Genomic DNA, 15,119 nt, shown 5'->3' with positions numbered 1-15,119 from the left:
AGCTATAGGGTACCACCTGTTCCCATACCGAACACAGTAGTTAAGCCTATACACGCCGAAAGTACTTGGATGGAAACGTCCTGGGAGGTTAGGTAGATGCCAGTTTTGTTTAGCACTCACTTTAGTGAGTGCTTTTTCGTTTGTTTGGATTTGTTTCGAAAATTTAAGTTTTAATGTATACTATTGGAAATGGGGGAGCACTAAAAATATAAAACGCATTTATTCTATAATTATTAGAAATTTTTATGGTAATTATTACTTTATTCTTGAGCTATGTTCCTTTATTGAAGCAATAGGGCAAAGCACGATGAATATTAAAGAAATTGCTAAAGTTGAGCAGAAAACTTTTATGGATATTTAAAGAAGAAGACAAGTAAATAAAAAGAGTTTTAATGCGCAAGATTATAGAAAAATAAAATTTAATACTTGAAAATAAATAAAAGCATTCACATTAGTGTGAATGCTTTTATCTGTTCATTAAAGGAAGCTTCTATTGAATTTCAAAAATAATCTCTACGTTCGCATTGACTTTAATATTATCTGGATTTATGGAAGGGGCAGTACTGTCGGAAGATTCATTTTTCATTAAGGCGTATCTTGAAATAGTAGAAGGTTGAAAATATATGCTATTTTCTTTTACTGCGACTACATTAACAATCTTTTTATTAATAGTTTTAGCAATGATATCAGCTTTAGCTTTAGCATTTTCGATAGCTGCGACGAGGGCTGTACTTTTTATATTATCATTATCTTTTACTGTAAAATTAATTGAGTTAATATTTGTAGCACCATTTTTTACTCCAACATCTATGATTGTTCCGACTTTACTAAGATCGGAGGATGTTATAGAAAGAGTATTACTTACTGTATATGCGATAATTTCGTGATGATTATTTTCTTGATTGTTGTAGATAGGATAAAAATTATATTGTGTAGTTTTGATTTCTTTTTTATTTGTGCCTATGTATTCTAAAGCTTTTTGTATTTGATTTGCTATTTGATTGTTTTTTGTTTCTGCTTCACCGGCATCGTTTGCCGAGGTAGTAATTCCAATTTGAATAGTTGCTTGGTTAGGTGCAATAGACATTTCGCTATTTCCTTCAACAGTGATTGTGTTAATTGTTAGTGAATTATTTTCATTTGCATACGTAATTACATGGAACATACATAAAATTGATACAATTAATAAAATTTTATGAAACTTCATAATAATCCTCCTCAAATTTTTATTTTCTTAATAACTTAATAAGCGAAAACAATAAAGTATAATAAGCTTTCGTTATTAAATTGTTAATATATAGAATTGTTTATGTAAAAGCTATATTTATTTAGAAAAAAGACTCGATAAAATATAGCTGTTCTTTTTTAACCAATTTCGTTCATCTTTATAGTTAGGACAATAGAAGGCAACATGATCCCAAAAATCTGCTGAGTGATTTAAATGAATCAAATGGGATAATTCGTGTATGATAAGGTAATCAATTACAGATAAAGGAGCCATAATAATGCGCCAATTATAGTTAATATTTTTCTTCGATGAGCAACTGCCCCAGCAGGTTTTTTGTTCTTTAATTGTTAAACGATTTATTTTCAAATTCATTTTTTTACACCAAAAGATATTTCTCTCGTTAAGATAAGATAATGCCTCTTTAATATACCATGCTTTTATTTCTCTAGCAATTTCTTGTTTGTTTTTTGAATTAATATAGAGTTGATTCTGATCTAAAAAAATTGTTGAGATAGAATTGCTATGGTAGGGGGAGATTTTTATTAGCTCTCCTTTAAATAGGATTAGAGAATCAAATTCTATATTTTGGTTAATATGAATTGATTCATTTTTCAAGATTATCTGATTTTTATTGTAAATCCACTTTGCTTTTTTCAAAAGAATTGTCTTTATTTCATTATTTGATATTTGTAAAGGTAGTTTTATTTTTAACGCATAAGGGGCAACTAATTGAATTGCAATAGTTTTTCGTTCCGATTTCTCAATGTTTACTTTATAGTTATGTTTATTAATAGAAATTACTTGCATAGGGAAGCCTACCTTTGTCATAGCGTAATTTTGTATAGTGTAAAATTTAGTAAATAGAGTTGTTTATAGGTTATATAATTTAGTCTTTACATTGTCTTTATAAATTGTAATTTTCATGGTAAAATTTTATATGAGAATGAATATAAAATTTTATTTATTCCAGAAAAGGAAACTTACATAATTAGGTTTTATTTTACTTAAAGGAGCGCGATAAAATGTTTGCACTTAATTTCCAAGCCAAGAAACACGAAAAATTACTTTTAGCAAGACAAAAAAATTGTACTGTTCGCTTAGGAGATGTACGCGACCATTTTCCTGAAAATTCTATTGTTTGGATTACGACAGGTGTAAAATTTGAACCAAAAAGAAAATTGTACACTGCTTTTATTGATAGAGCACAAGTTAAAACAATAGCAGATTTGACATCAAATGATTTAGGGCATCAAAATCCGGACATAAAGACTAAAGAGGAGCTTATCGCAGATTTTGAGGTGATTTACAAAAAGAGAATCACACCAGAAGATACAGTTACAGTCATCTATTTTTCTGAGGTAACAGAATAATTGGCAAAATAAAAGCGGGTGTTGCAAGGAAAGCGCAACACCCGTTTTGTTCGTTATGGTAAAAAAACTATTCAGCGGTTACCGCTTTGTTTAATGCATCGATTAAAGCATCAACATCAATACCATGAGCAGAAGCACCTTGTTCTACATTTTCGAAACGGGCTGCAGCACAGCCAAGGCATCCCATGCCAGCGCCGCGGAAAACATCTACAGTTTGTGGATATTTTTGAACAATTTCAAGAATCCCCATATCTTTTGTAATAAGCATTTATTTTCCTCCTTAAGATAAAATAAAGTTGATTCAGCAATACTAAAAAATATGACTGAAAACCAATGAATCATCCAATTTTTACAGAGTTCAATTTTATCCGATAACAAAACCACGTCAAGGTCCCCATTTTCTACAAATAGGAGTTATACCCACAGGGCACAGACGAGGAACTAGGTCCAAGGATAAGTGCGACTAGGACTCAGAGAAAATATGTTCTATTGAATCAAGTCTTTTTATTAAAGTCTGTTCATCACCGGATAAATTTTTACTAACTAAATTATTATATCATATTTTTTTTATTTTAATAAGAGTTATATAAAAATAGACTGGAAAATTTATAGTGTTGGAGTTAGAATAGAAAACGCAGTAAAAAAAAAGGAGATGAAATTATGGAAATAGTGGCTTTATCTATTGGTGATTTAAATATTTATTGTTATGGACTGATAATAAGTATTTCTATAATTATGGGATTATGCATTACTTATTGGCAAGTTAAATTACGTAATGAAGATTTTTCACCAGTTATAGATGTGCTAATTTTATCTATAATATTGGGAATCATAAGTGCTAGACTTGTCTATGTCTTGCGAAATTGGGGACTATATGAGGGGCAGTGGATAGATATTTTTCAGTTCACTAAAGGTGGATTTTCGATATATGGAGCTTTTTTGGGTTTTCTAGTTGTTCTTTACTACTATTGCAAGTCTAAGAAAATATCTATGCTGTATTGGTTAGATATTTTAATTCCGGGAGTTATCTTTGGAATTGCAATGGATCAATTCGGTCATTTTGCATATCAATCCGTTATAGGGATGCCGGATACGGGAAAGATTGCGGGCTATATTGAATATGCGTTTCGGCCATCAGGGTTCGAGCAATATGAATATTTTCGTCCTGTAGCATTATATCAAGCAGTTTGGCAAGTTGTTGTTTTTAGTGGTGTATGTATTTTTAATTCTTGGCAAAGTAAAAAGAAACAATTTTATACGGGAGTTTGCTTTATGTTAGGAATAAGTGGAGCTGCTATGGGAAGGTTTGTATTAGGATTTTTATATATTAGCGCACATCCTGGTTTGCATATAGAGCAGATTTTTAGCCTTTTTATTTTGGTAATTTGCATAGGTTTTATTTTGAAGTATCGCATAGATAAAAAGAATACAATGTCTCATTAAGGACGAATTTAATACTTTACTGATTGATGTTAGGTTGAGGAGGATTTTTATGAAAAAATCTGAACGGTATAAAATAATTATCTTAGTTTTTTTATTGCTTGCATTACCTTTTATTATGTCAAGTCCAAAAGCGATTTCAGAAAATTTTAGACCTCTATTAAATGATGGACCAAATATAACAATTTTAAATTATCACAAAGTTGATAATATGAAAATTGCCTTATCTGTATCACCAGAAGAATTTGAACAGCAAATGAGTTATTTAAAGTCAGAAGGGTATACTACAATTAGTCCAAAAGATTTAATGGATTTTATGGAGTTTGATAAAGAATTGCCAGATAAACCTTTACTTATCACTTTTGATGATGGATATGTGGATAATTATCTAAATGCATATCCAGTGATGAAAAAGTATGGATTTACAGGAACAATTTTTATTGTGACTGATTTTATTAGTAGTGATGAACGTTTTCTTACATGGGATCAAGTAAAAGAGTTAAAAGAAAATGGATTTTATATAGGTTCACATACGATGCAGCATATTCCAATGACCGATGTTAATGATGAAATATTAAGAAATGAACTTTTAGGATCTGCTGCTGCGTTAGATTATCATTTGGGAAAGGATGATTATTTTATTGCTTATCCAACGGGAGCATATAATTCTCATGTGGAGAAAATTGTAAAAGAGTGTGGTTATAGGGCAGCATTCACTATTCAATATGGAAATGTCAATAAAGCAAGCAATCCTTATGCGCTAGAAAGAATACCGATTTTTAAAAGTGATAAGACCTTTCGCAGTTTTTGTTTAAGAGTGAATTTGACTAGTTTTTTTCAACGCATGGGATTGATTAGAAGTTGATTTTGTATAGATATTATCATTTATATAGGCGAATGGACCTATTTTAAAAAAAATTTTATGAAAAATATTAAAAATGGCAGGAGTTTTTCACTGAATAACGAATTGGACATAAAAAGTGGTGGAAAGTGGTACGTTGTGGAGTGAATTTATTGCTGGTGGTGATTCAATGTGTTGATGGGGGAATATTTACATATAGTCGACACAAAAGGTCGAATGATTTTACCTGCAAAATTTCGCGAAGAGTTAGGTACTAGCTTTATTCTAACTAAGGGTCTTGATAATTGTTTGTTTATTTATGAAGCTTCTGAATGGAGTGTATTGGAAGGGAAACTTAAGCAATTGCCATTATCGAAGCCCGAAGCTAGAGCTTTTATGAGATTTTTCTTTTCTGGTGCAACACAAATTGAGTGCGATAAACAAGGTAGAATCCTTATTCCGGCTAATTTGCGCGAATATGCAAAATTAGATAAAGATGTTGTTGTTATTGGAGTTTTAAATAGAGTAGAAGTTTGGGATAAGAATTCGTGGAATTCATATAATGATCAGCTATCTCCTGCTGTGACAGAAATTGCTGAACATTTAGCTGATTTGGGTATATGAGAGGAAGGTTACTTTGGAATTTCATCATATTAGTGTGTTAATGGAAGAGACGATAAATGGTTTAGTGAAGAATCCAAGTGGAATTTATGTAGATTGTACACTTGGTGGAAGTGGACATGCTAAGCGCATTGTAGATCAATTAAATGCTGATGGCCGTTTAATTGGCATTGATCAAGATTCAACAGCAATTGCTGTTGGCAAAGAGCGGTTGTCAGATGTGAAATGTAGAGTAGATATTGTCCAAAGCAATTTCAAAAGCTTAAAAGATGTTTTGCTTGGACTAGGTATTCAGGCAGTGGATGGTTTTTTATTTGATTTGGGTGTTTCATCACATCAATTGGATGTAGCGCAGCGCGGATTTTCTTATATGCAAGATGCGCCGCTAGATATGAGAATGGATACAAATAGTAATTTCTCTGCATATGATGTGCTTAATTTTTATACAGAGGAAGAATTAGCGAGGATTATTTTTCAATATGGAGAAGAGCGTTGGGCGAAAAGAATTGCTAAGTTTATCGTTGAAGCAAGAAGTGAAAAATTACTCGAAACGACAGGTGAGCTAGTAGATATTATAAAACGAGCAATTCCAGTAGCGGCACGCAAAGATGGTGGACATCCAGCGAAGCGGACTTTTCAGGCGATTCGCATCGAGGTAAATAATGAACTGGGGATTTTAGAAAATGCATTTAAGGATGCAGTATCTTTATTAAAGCCAGGTGGACGTATATGTATTATTACTTTTCATTCGTTAGAAGATAGGATTACAAAGCAAACGTTGCAAGCTTTGGCAAAAGGCTGTGTTTGCCCGCCTAGATTGCCAGTTTGTGTTTGTAATCATAAGGCTGAAATAAAAATTATTGGTAAGCCTTTAGTAGCTACTATGGAAGAGTTAAATGAAAATTCTAGGGCGCGTAGTGCAAAGTTAAGAATAGCGGAGAAACGTTAGTTTTGTTCTAATTTTATTGAGGAGGAAATACAAATGTTAGTGAAGAGAAAAGAAGAGTATGAACTATATCAAGAGCAAAGTATTTCAGAATCTGCTGCACGAATAGAAGTACCAAAATTAAACGTTGCTTTACGTAGTAAATGTTTAATTTTAGTTGCGCTATTTGCAGTAATGGCGATGATTACTACAGTTAGAAGTGAAGCTATTGTTAGTAATGGCTATGCGTTAGTGCAAACGAAATCGAAGATTAGTAAATTAGAAAAAAATAATGAACAGTTAAAATTAGAAATTGCTAGATTAAAATCACCACAACGGATAAAATCGTTAGCTGCAGATAAATTGCAAATGGTTGTGCCAGAAGAAGTTTACTTTGCATCTAAAAATGCTAATTAACAAATTTTCTTGATATAGTCGATTCTTGGTATTGGAGGAGAGACTATTGGCGTCAACAACAGGAATTACTGTTCGGCGAAGATTAGCGGTGTTTTTTTTGTTTATTGCGATAGTTATGATTGGACTTGGTTGCCGTCTTGTTTTTATTCAATTCTATCAGAGTGAATGGTTAACAGAAAATGCAATCAATCAGCGTATTCGCAATATTCCTGTGGAGGCAAGAAGAGGAAAAATATTTGATCGGAACGGAAATGAATTAGCGATAAGTAATAGTATAGAATCTGTTTATGCAATACCTGCAGAAATAGAAAATGTTGATAAAACAGCAGCCGAATTGGCTGCTATTTTGAATTTAGATACAAGCAAAACATTAAATAAATTAAAAAAGCGTCAGGCGTTTACATGGATTGCGAGAAAAGTTACAGATGAGCAAGCTACTTTAGTGAGAAAAATTAATTTAGCAGGGATTGGTTTGACCGAAGAAGGGGAACGCTATTATTTGCATGACAATTTAGCAAGTCATATTATTGGATTTTCCGGATTAGATAGCCAAGGACTAGATGGTGTAGAGCTTACCTATGATGAATATCTTAAAGGTATTAGAGGTAATATTGTTATTGAATACGATGCTAAAGGGTGCGAGATACCACATGCAATTCATAAATATATTCCGCCAGTAGATGGAAATGATGTTTACTTAACAATTGATATGGTGATTCAACAAATAGTGGAAAGAGAACTTGACAAGGCAATGCACGAAACGCAGGCAAAAGCTGTAACAATGATAGCAATGAAGCCGGATACGGGAGAAATTTTAGCTATGGCAAGCAGGCCTGATTATAATCCAAATAATTTTACGGCTTATCCGTCATCACTTTGGCGGAATATTGCAATATCAAATGCCTATGAACCAGGCTCGACATTTAAAATATTAACAACGTCAGCAGCGTTAGATAGTAATGTAGTTGAGTTAAATGATTATTTTTTTGATTCTGGCGGAATTGATGTGCAAGGTAGAACCATTCATTGTTGGAAACATGGAGGACATGGAAGTCAAACCTTTAAAGAGGTTGTAGAAAATTCCTGTAATACTGGTTTTGTTACTGTTGGACTTAGGTTAGGTGTTGATAAATTCTATGACTATTTAGAGGATTTTGGATTAGGCAAAGAAACAGAAGTAAATTTACCTGGTGAAGCAAAAGGGATTATGATAAAACGGAGCAAAGCTGTGCCAATAAACTTGGCGACTATGGCTATGGGGCAAAGTATCGCAGTTACTCCTTTACAATTAGCAAATGCAGTATCTTCGTGTATTAATGGAGGACTTTATTATAAGCCGCAAATTGTGCGAGGAATAAAAGATAACAATGGTAATATAATAGAGGATTTTTCACCAATTTCAACAAAACGAGTGATTGAAGAAAAGACATCAGCAAAAGTTCGTTCAGTACTAGAGAGTGTAGTTGCTAATGGAACTGGGAAGAATGCATATATAGAGGGATATTCTATTGGTGGAAAGACTGGTACAGCGCAAAAGGTTGGCGATGGTGGATATATGCAGGGAAAATATATTGCATCTTTTGTTGGATTTGCACCGGCGAATAAACCACAAATTGTTTTGCTGGTTGTTATTGATGAGCCTGTGGGACCTTATTATGGTGGCCAGATTGCGGCACCTGTTTTTCGTAATGCAATGGGAGATATATTAACTTATTTAAAGATCGAAAAAATAGCAACTTCAAATAAAAAGCAATAGACTTTTTATAATGATTCATATAGAATTGTTTTTGGCGGTAAGTTTTAACAGACAATCGTAGGAGGAAACCGAAAATGGGAAAAAAGATAAGAGCGCTAATTGATTTATTACCAGAAGCTAAAATTATTGGCGATGGAAATAAGTGTATTGATACAATAGAACATGACTCAAGAAAAGTCGGAAAAAATAGTTTATTTGTATGTATTCCAGGAGCAAAAGTGGATGGACATAATTATATTTTGCAAGCTGTACAAAATGGTGCTGTTGCTGTATTAGTTGAAAAAGACATTGTAGAAATTGATGGGGTAACAATAATCAAGGTTGATGATGTCAAAGCTACAATACAGACAATCGTACCTTATTTTTATGATTATCCGGCAAGAAAATTAAGAATGATTGGAATAACAGGGACAAATGGAAAAACAACGACAAGCTATTTAATTAGAGCAATATTGCGTAATGCTGGCTTTAAGGTTGGCGTTATTGGGACAATTCAAATTATGATAGAAGATGAAATATTGCCAATTCATAATACAACGCCTGATATTATCGATTTGCAGGCTATCTTAGCAGATATGCAAGCAAAGGGAATGGACTATGTCGTGATGGAAGTGTCCTCACATGCGCTTGCTTTAAACCGTGTTGCAGGGTGTGAATTTGATACTGCTGTGTTTACAAATGTTACGCAAGATCATCTTGATTTTCATAAGACTTTTGAAAATTATATTGAGGCAAAATCAAAATTATTTGCATCTTTAACTTTATTAACAAATTGTAAAGAAAATAAAACTGCGGTGATTAATATTGATGATAGTGCGGCAAAAGCAATGCTTGCAAAATCGGAATGCAGAACTATTTCCTATGCAATTCACAAAAATGCAGATTTAAAAGCTGAAAATATTAATGTACTGGCGAATGGGGCTAAGTTTAGTATCCATAGTAATTTTGCAAATCTGGATTTGAATCTGAAGATTACGGGGATTTTCAATGTATATAATGTTATGGGGGCGGTAGGCGCTGCGTTTGCAGAAGGAATTAAAGCAGATGTTATAAAACAGACATTAGAATCATTTGAGAGCGTCCCAGGAAGGTTTGAGCTGGTGGATGAAGGTCAAACTTTTAGCGTTATTGTTGATTATGCACATACACCCGATGGACTTGAGAATATTTTGAAAACGGCAAGACAAATTGCAAAGCAGCATATTATTACTGTATTTGGTTGTGGTGGTGACCGCGATCGCACAAAACGTCCAATTATGGGAAGAATTGCGGCGCAGTTATCGGATGTTGTCATTGCTACGTCTGATAATCCGCGCACAGAAGATCCAGAGTTTATTTTATCGCAAGTTGAAGAAGGAGTTCTGGAGGCTATTGGCGATAAAAAACATAAAAAGATTACAGATAGAAAATCAGCAATTGAAGAAGCAATTTCTATGGCAAGTGAGGGGGATATTGTCATTATTGCTGGTAAAGGGCATGAAAATTATCAAATCCTTAAAGACAAAACCATTCATTTTGATGACAAGGAAGTTGCAAGAGATGTGCTTAGGAGGCTTAGATAATGCCAGGGTTTACAATTGAGGAAGTAGTGGCCGCTACACAAGGCATAATACGAAGGGTTAAAGACAATCAGTTCAAAGGTGTTATTACTGATACGAGGAAGATTCAAAAGGATGCATTATTTATTGCGTTGCAAGGTGAAAAATTTGATGGGCATGATTTTTTAGAAAGTGCGATTGCAAATGGCGCGAGTGGAGTGATTATTAGTAAAAACTATAGTGAAAGTGAATTGGAAAACTTAGATGCAACCATTATAGAAGTAGAAGATACGCTTGTCGCATATCAATCTTTGGCAAAAGCACATCGCAAGCGATTTTCGATTCCTGTGATTGCGATTACTGGCTCGAATGGAAAAACGACGACCAAGGATTTGACAGCGGCGATTCTAAGTAGTAAATTTAATGTGCTAAAGACACAGGCGAACTTTAATAATGAAATTGGTTTACCGTTAACTTTACTTCAAATGGATAGGATACATGATGTTGCCGTTGTTGAAATGGGAATGAGAGGCTTTAATCAAATTCGTCAATTGGCAAATGTTGCGCTGCCTACAATCGGAATTGTTACGAATGTAGGTGAAACGCATATGGAACTTTTAGGCTCTATGGAAAATATCGCTTTGGCAAAGGCTGAATTGGTAGAGGAAATGGACACAGGCGGATTTGTTATTTTAAATGGGGATAATTCCTATGTGAAGCAGATGAAAAATAAAGTAAAAGGAGATTTTATTTTATTTGGCTGTGGCGATGATTGCAAACTTAATGCAACTAAGATTGAAACGAATAATGCATGTACGAAGTTTAGCTGCGACTATAGGGGAAAGGTAGAAGAATTTACTCTTCCTATGGTAGGAAGACATAATGTCTATAATGCCTTAGCAGCGATTGCGGTTGCAGAATATTTGAATCTAACAGCAGATGAAGTTAGATGTGGCTTGTTTAATTTCACTGCTAGTGGAATGCGTTTAGCAGTAATGCAAGTGAAAAATTATACGGTAATTAACGATGCTTATAATGCAAGTCCAATGTCTATGATGGCGGCAATTGATACATTAAAAGAAGTGGCGAAAGATCGCTCAGTTGCAGTATTGGGTGATATGCTTGAACTTGGTGACATATCAGAACAATCACATAAAAAAGTTGGGCAAAAGCTAGTGCAGGCAGGGGTAAATATTGTTGTGGCGGTTGGCGAAATGTCCAAATGGATTGTGGAAGAAGCTCAAAAAGGTGCAATTGTAGCAATCCATTGTAAAAGTCATAATGAAGCTGGAGTTGCATTGAGAAAATTATTAAAAGCCAAAGATACAATTTTATTTAAAGGTTCGCGTGGAATGCAAATGGAAAAAGTGATAGATCTGCTTTAAAATGGGGGAAAAGAATGGAATTATTAACTTATATATCATCTACTACGGTACTTATTAGTATAGTAACTCTTGCTGCTATGATTGTTCTTTGTTTAGGTCCATTTTTTTTACCGATTTTACGCCGTTTAAAATTTGGGCAGAGTATTCGTGAAGAAGGGCCTAAAAGTCATTATGCGAAATCAGGAACGCCTACTATGGGTGGAATTATGATTTTGACTTCAGTGACAATTTGTACACTGTTTTGTAATTGGTACTTCTTCTATTGGTCATCGATGGAACTATGGATGGCGTTATTTGTTACATTAGGCCATGGAATTATTGGCTTTATTGATGATTTTATTAAGGTTGTTTTAAAAAGAAATTTAGGATTAAAAGCAAAGCAAAAACTGCTTGGGCAAATTATTATGGCAGCAGCGCTGGCTTATATTGCAGAAAACTATATGGGGCGGGGAACGGATTTATGGATTCCGTTTCTTAACCAAGAGATTCATTTAGGGGCATTATATTATATTTTGATTTTTTTAGTGCTAGTTGGTACGACAAATGCTGTGAATTTAACGGATGGACTTGATGGATTAGCTGCTGGGACAGCAACGATTGCAGCTTTTACATATGCTTTGGTTTGCATTTATTTTGAACAAGAAGCCTTAGCTGTATTTTGTAGTGCTGTTGCTGGTGCCGCATTAGGTTTTTTAAAGTTTAATATTCATCCAGCGAAAGTTTTTATGGGGGATACAGGGTCCTTAGCATTGGGTGGAGCTTTAGCTGCAGTAGCAGTAATGACTAAAACAGAAATTCTACTGATCCTTATCGGTGGCGTTTTTGTTTTAGAGGCATTATCGGTCATCATTCAAGTAACTTCTTTTAAAACACGTGGAAAAAGAGTGTTTTTAATGAGTCCGATTCATCATCATTTCGAATTATCTGGATGGTCGGAAGTTAAAGTTGTTTCTGTTTTTTGGTTTGTAGGTCTTTTGTTTAGTATTTTGGCAATTTTATTATTAATACAAGGTTAGATATCAATAGGCTGTTTTATTCATATGAATAAAACAGCCTATTGAAGAATAGTGGATTAGATTAGCGATTTAGCAGGAGGCGTTTTCTTTAATGAATTTTTTAAATAAAAATATAATTGTATTAGGAGCTGGAATTAGTGGGATTGGCGTGGCAAAACTATGTAAGAAGTTAGGAGCTAATGTTGCACTAAGTGATACAAAGCCAGAAGAAAAAATAAAATTTGACTTACAGGAACTAAAGAATTGTGGTGTTACTTTATTGCTTGGGAAACCTCAAGAGGAAAGTATGTTAGATAATTTAGATTATTTAATTGTTTCACCTGGAGTACCGATTGGAATTGAGATTATACAAAAAGCAAAGATGAGAAATATTGAAGTGATGAGTGAGATAGAAGTTGCGTATCGTTTGAGTAAAGCACCAATCTATGCGATTACGGGAACGAATGGCAAGACAACAACCACTGCACTTTTAGGGGAGCTTATGGGATTGTTAGGTCATAAAGTCGCAGTTGGTGGCAATATCGGAATGGCTTTATCTGCGCAAGCTGCTAGTGTAGGGAAAGAAGATGTTGTAGTTGCGGAAATTTCTAGTTATCAGTTAGAAGGTATTTCCCAATTTAAACCTAAAGTTGCGGCAATTCTAAATTTGACACCGGACCATTTAGCACGACATGGATCCATTGAAAATTATCAAAACGTGAAAGAATCTATTTTTTCAAACCAAGATATAAATGATTATTTAGTGTTAAATTTTGATGATGAAAAAGTTCAATCTATGGCAAAACGTGCAAAAGGGAAGGTAATGTTTTTTAGTCGTTTAACCCAATTAGCTGAGGGTGCATTTGTTGAGAATCAGCAATTGGTTGTTGTTTGGAATGGCATAAAGTATGAAATTTGTTCTATTGATGCATTGAAAATTAAAGGCGGGCATAATGTCGAAAATGCATTGGCCGCAGTTGCGATTGCATTTTTGGCGGGTGTTAAACCGGTAGATATGATAAGAGTTCTTAGTAGTTTTCCAGGAGTAGAACATCGAATCGAACCAATTTGTACAATTGATGGAGTACAATATTACAATGACTCTAAAGCGACTAATCCGGAATCAGCGATAAAAGCGTTAGAATCCTTTGCTGGACACATTATTTTAATTGCTGGAGGGCATGATAAGAATACAGATTTGACTGAATTTATGCAGTTGATAAAGCAAAAAGTAGATGCATTAATTCTAGTTGGAGCTGCAGCCGCTCGTTTTAAGAAAGTTGCGATTGAAAACGGAATTGATAATATCCATGAAAGTGGATATTCCATGGAAGATGCCGTTATGGCAGCATATCGTTTGGCTAAACCACCGCAAGTAGTTTTGTTATCTCCAGCTTGTGCTAGTTTTGATATGTATGATGGATTTGAAGAACGCGGTAGAGTATTTAAACGTCTCGTATGTAATTTAAAATAGGAGGTCGTTCATTTGATTGCTAAAAGAGGTTCTCCAGATTATATAATCTTTTACACTGTATTGTGTTTGCTTGGATTAGGTATTATTATGGTATACAGTGCGAGTGCAGTTTCAGCAAATGTTAATTTTGATGATAGTTGTTATTTTCTAAAAAGACAGTTGATTTGGGCAGGCCTTGGAATTTTAGCAATGTTTTTTACAATGAACGTGGACTATCATGTTTGGCAGAAGTTTTCTAAACCAATTTTGATTGCAACAATTATTTTATTGATCATGGTACTCATTCCTGGCATGGGCAAAGTGGTAAATGGTGCTAGGCGATGGCTTGGATTTGGATCAATTTATATTCAACCATCAGAGATTGCAAAATTAAGTATGGTGCTATTTAGTGCATACTATTTAGCGAAAATGCGGCCAATGATAACCAATTTTAAAAAAGCGGTTGTGCCTCAATTGGCAGTTTTAATGGTTATTTTTGGCTTGATACTTAAGGAACCTGATTTAGGTACTGCGTTATCGATTGCTGGAACAGTTTTTGTCCTGCTTTTCGTTACTGGGGCAAAGCTTAAGCATTTATTTTCTTTAGGTGCTGTAGGCTTAATTGGCATTGTTGCTGCGGTTTTACTAGAGCCGTATCGTCTGAAACGGTTATTTGCTTTTAGTAATCCTTGGGCAGATCCTCTAGATACGGGGTATCATATTATTCAATCTTTATATGCGATAGGATCAGGCGGATTGTTTGGTGTAGGATTGGGACGCAGTCGTGAAAAATTTTTATATTTACCAGAGCCACATACTGATTTTATTTTCTCTATACTAGGAGAAGAACTAGGCTTAATTGGGACTGTTTTAGTATTAATTTTATTTTTTTTGTTTGCATGGCGAGGATTAAAAACGGCAATGCTGGCACCTGATATTTATGGAAGTATATTAAGTGCAGGCTTAACAACAATGATTTTGGTGCAGGCATTAATGAATATAGCAGTTGTGACGGCTTCAATGCCAGTTACGGGTATTCCATTACCATTTTTAAGCTTTGGCGGATCTGCTTTGATTTTTACTTTAGCTGGTGTTGGGATACTGCTTAACATCTCACGATACGTGAATTTGAAATGAGTGTGATTTACAT

At 34.2% G+C, this 15,119-nt stretch carries 15 protein-coding genes and 1 rRNA gene; 13 read left to right on the top strand and 3 right to left on the bottom strand.

Going from position 1 to position 15,119, the window contains the following annotated elements:
• Positions 1-105 (top strand): 5S ribosomal RNA (rrf, locus tag ACWZFG_RS11050); the annotation flags it as partial.
• 385 nt (positions 106-490) lie between these two features.
• Here rrf and ACWZFG_RS11045 read toward each other — a convergent pair.
• Positions 491-1,207, bottom strand: a complete 717-nt coding sequence (locus tag ACWZFG_RS11045; RefSeq protein ID WP_455577634.1) for an SIMPL domain-containing protein — start codon at positions 1,205-1,207, stop codon at positions 491-493.
• A gap of 117 nt (positions 1,208-1,324) precedes the next feature.
• Positions 1,325-2,035: a M48 family metallopeptidase gene (locus tag ACWZFG_RS11040; protein WP_455577633.1), complete on the bottom strand. Its 711-nt coding sequence runs from the start codon at positions 2,033-2,035 to the stop codon at positions 1,325-1,327.
• A 215-nt stretch (positions 2,036-2,250) separates the two neighbouring features.
• Here ACWZFG_RS11040 and ACWZFG_RS11035 point away from each other — a divergent pair, with 215 nt between their 5' ends.
• Positions 2,251-2,598: an ASCH domain-containing protein gene (locus ACWZFG_RS11035; protein ID WP_147670790.1), complete on the top strand. Its 348-nt coding sequence runs from the start codon at positions 2,251-2,253 to the stop codon at positions 2,596-2,598.
• Between the two features lie 67 nt (positions 2,599-2,665).
• On the opposite strand, the gene ACWZFG_RS11030 is transcribed toward ACWZFG_RS11035, so the two are convergent.
• Positions 2,666-2,866 (bottom strand): DUF1858 domain-containing protein, encoded by a 201-nt coding sequence (locus ACWZFG_RS11030; RefSeq protein ID WP_418627343.1) that lies wholly within the window; start codon positions 2,864-2,866, stop codon positions 2,666-2,668.
• 392 nt (positions 2,867-3,258) lie between these two features.
• On the opposite strand from ACWZFG_RS11030, the gene ACWZFG_RS11025 reads away from it, so the two are divergent.
• The 11 genes from ACWZFG_RS11025 (at position 3,259) to spoVE (ending at position 15,106) form a co-directional block, all read left to right on the top strand.
• A complete protein-coding gene (locus ACWZFG_RS11025) occupies positions 3,259-4,041 on the top strand; it encodes a prolipoprotein diacylglyceryl transferase (protein ID WP_455577632.1) in 783 nt (260 codons plus the stop codon).
• 49 nt (positions 4,042-4,090) lie between these two features.
• Positions 4,091-4,903, top strand: a complete 813-nt coding sequence (locus ACWZFG_RS11020; protein ID WP_177505748.1) for a polysaccharide deacetylase family protein — start codon at positions 4,091-4,093, stop codon at positions 4,901-4,903.
• A gap of 168 nt (positions 4,904-5,071) precedes the next feature.
• Positions 5,072-5,503: a division/cell wall cluster transcriptional repressor MraZ gene (gene mraZ, locus ACWZFG_RS11015; RefSeq protein WP_177505749.1), complete on the top strand. Its 432-nt coding sequence runs from the start codon at positions 5,072-5,074 to the stop codon at positions 5,501-5,503.
• A 13-nt stretch (positions 5,504-5,516) separates the two neighbouring features.
• On the top strand, positions 5,517-6,449 hold the full coding sequence (rsmH, locus tag ACWZFG_RS11010; protein ID WP_177505750.1) for a 16S rRNA (cytosine(1402)-N(4))-methyltransferase RsmH: 933 nt from the start codon (positions 5,517-5,519) through the stop codon (positions 6,447-6,449).
• A 33-nt stretch (positions 6,450-6,482) separates the two neighbouring features.
• Positions 6,483-6,842 (top strand): septum formation initiator family protein, encoded by a 360-nt coding sequence (locus ACWZFG_RS11005; RefSeq protein WP_177505751.1) that lies wholly within the window; start codon positions 6,483-6,485, stop codon positions 6,840-6,842.
• Between the two features lie 46 nt (positions 6,843-6,888).
• On the top strand, positions 6,889-8,598 hold the full coding sequence (locus ACWZFG_RS11000; RefSeq protein WP_177505752.1) for a penicillin-binding transpeptidase domain-containing protein: 1,710 nt from the start codon (positions 6,889-6,891) through the stop codon (positions 8,596-8,598).
• Between the two features lie 74 nt (positions 8,599-8,672).
• On the top strand, positions 8,673-10,160 hold the full coding sequence (locus ACWZFG_RS10995; RefSeq protein ID WP_418626651.1) for a UDP-N-acetylmuramoyl-L-alanyl-D-glutamate--2,6-diaminopimelate ligase: 1,488 nt from the start codon (positions 8,673-8,675) through the stop codon (positions 10,158-10,160).
• On the top strand, positions 10,160-11,521 hold the full coding sequence (locus tag ACWZFG_RS10990) for a UDP-N-acetylmuramoyl-tripeptide--D-alanyl-D-alanine ligase (RefSeq protein WP_418626652.1): 1,362 nt from the start codon (positions 10,160-10,162) through the stop codon (positions 11,519-11,521). The genes ACWZFG_RS10995 and ACWZFG_RS10990 overlap by 1 nt, the downstream gene beginning before the upstream one ends.
• A 14-nt stretch (positions 11,522-11,535) precedes the next feature.
• On the top strand, positions 11,536-12,537 hold the full coding sequence (mraY, locus tag ACWZFG_RS10985; RefSeq protein ID WP_455577631.1) for a phospho-N-acetylmuramoyl-pentapeptide-transferase: 1,002 nt from the start codon (positions 11,536-11,538) through the stop codon (positions 12,535-12,537).
• A 91-nt stretch (positions 12,538-12,628) separates the two neighbouring features.
• Positions 12,629-13,990, top strand: coding sequence for a UDP-N-acetylmuramoyl-L-alanine--D-glutamate ligase (murD, locus tag ACWZFG_RS10980; RefSeq protein WP_177505756.1), 1,362 nt, complete (start codon positions 12,629-12,631; stop codon positions 13,988-13,990).
• A 12-nt stretch (positions 13,991-14,002) separates the two neighbouring features.
• Positions 14,003-15,106 carry a stage V sporulation protein E gene (gene spoVE / locus ACWZFG_RS10975; RefSeq protein ID WP_418626654.1) on the top strand — a complete coding sequence of 368 codons (1,104 nt, stop codon included), beginning with the start codon at positions 14,003-14,005 and terminating at the stop codon, positions 15,104-15,106.
• The last annotated feature ends 13 nt before the right edge of the window (positions 15,107-15,119 follow it).

It is taken from the genome of Anaerosinus sp. (genome assembly GCF_965318445.1).
This window is presented reverse-complemented; position numbering and strand designations above follow the sequence as displayed.